The sequence below is a fragment of the Oleiphilus sp. HI0128 genome (assembly GCF_001635365.1).
Window position 1 is genome coordinate 1 of sequence record NZ_LWGG01001180.1, and the last position, 1,649, is coordinate 1,649.

Here is a 1,649-nt window from a genome sequence, read left to right on the forward strand (position 1 = left end):
AGTGGATCAATGGCCGGTAATACCGAAGCTGTAGACTGGGCCATACAATGGTTAGTTGAAGGTGGTGAGATAACTCAGGAGAGCTACGTTAACTTGATACCTACTGCTCAAGGTGGAACGCATGTTAACGGCTTTCGTACCGGCTGCTTGGAAGCGATGAGAGAGTTTTGTGAGTTCAGAAACCTCCTTCCGCGTGGTATCAAACTGAGCTCTGAAGATATATGGGACAAGAGCTGTTTTGTTCTATCAGCCAAGCTTCAAGACCCTCAATTTTCCGGACAGACTAAAGAGCGCCTATCTTCGCGTGAAGCTGCCGCCTTTATTTCCGGTGTCGTCAAAGACTCCTTCAGTTTGTGGCTTAATCAGCATACTGATGATGCTGAAAAGTTAGCAGAGCTGTGTATCAGTAATGCTCAGAAGCGCCTAAAAGCAGCGAAGAAAGTTGTTCGTAAGAAAGTGACCTCCGGCCCGGCATTGCCTGGTAAGCTTGCTGATTGCTCTGGTGTAGAGACTATGAACTCCGAGTTGTTTCTAGTAGAGGGTGACTCGGCTGGTGGCTCAGCCAAACAGGCGCGTGACCGTGAATATCAAGCGATTATGCCGCTCAGAGGTAAGATCCTAAACACATGGGAAGTAGACTCTGGTCAGATTTTAGCCTCACAAGAAGTGCATGATATCGCAGTAGCCTTGGGGGTCGATCCAAATTCAGAGGACTTAGAAGGCCTACGTTACGGTAAAGTTTGTATCTTGGCAGATGCTGATTCAGATGGTCTTCATATCGCAACCTTACTTTGCGCTTTGTTTGTTAAACACTTTAGAACTTTGGTCGAACGTGGTCACGTGTTCGTTGCGATGCCACCATTATATCGAATTGATATCGGTAAAGAGGTTTATTACGCGTTAGACGAAGCTGAACGAAAGGGTATTCTTGACCGTATCGAAGCGGAAAAGAAAAGGGGAAAAATAAACGTCCAGCGCTTCAAAGGGCTAGGTGAAATGAACCCGCTTCAGCTGCGTGAAACAACAATGGCCCGTGACACTCGCCGCCTAGTGCAACTTACCATTGATGATCATGACCTCACCAACGAGAACATGGATATGTTATTGGGTAAAAAACGTGCCGCAGATCGTAAAGCCTGGTTAGAAGAGAAGGGCGATCTAGCTGAGATTTGATCTTAAATATTGGCCAAATAGCTTATCGGCTTAAAGCCATTCAAGTTCGTCAAGCGCTTTACGCGCTTCTGCAAGACTGCAATTAGTTTCAGCAACGAGCTGATTAACTGTAATCGCCGGTGCTTGGCGCGCAATGGTGACTAACTGTTCATGTGAGTGCGTCTTTTCTTGTTGCGCGAGCAACTTGGCAATCCATAGCCAGCTTGGCTCATCTGAGTTGTATAGTTCGTTGACAACCGTTTTCTTATCTTGATAAGACAGCTCTAGCTTCCAATTACGTGATCGACCTTTTCTAGTGAGTTTTCCTCCATTCTTTTTCAATAGAGCTTTTAATTGATCCGTATGTTTTGTGCGTCTTACTAAGCTGTTTAGTGTTATTTCTATATGAGTGTTCATATTGAGCTTGTGTACAAAACCTGTACTAACTTTTAAGGTGGTATAAATGTCACGAAAATGTCGACAGCTTTGTTTTCTAA

The 1,649-nt window shown here is 44.9% G+C and carries 2 protein-coding genes; one reads left to right on the forward strand and one right to left on the reverse strand.

Annotated features, from left to right (window positions below):
- On the forward strand, nt 1-1,173 hold a 1,173-nt coding region (locus tag A3763_RS19920; protein WP_231872265.1), incomplete at its 5' end, for a toprim domain-containing protein.
- Nucleotides 1,174-1,203: 30 nt separating this feature from the next.
- Here the strand turns inward: A3763_RS19920 and A3763_RS19925 are convergent.
- Nucleotides 1,204-1,649: ribosome recycling factor family protein (locus tag A3763_RS19925; RefSeq protein WP_231872266.1), on the reverse strand; the 446-nt coding region annotated here is incomplete at its 5' end.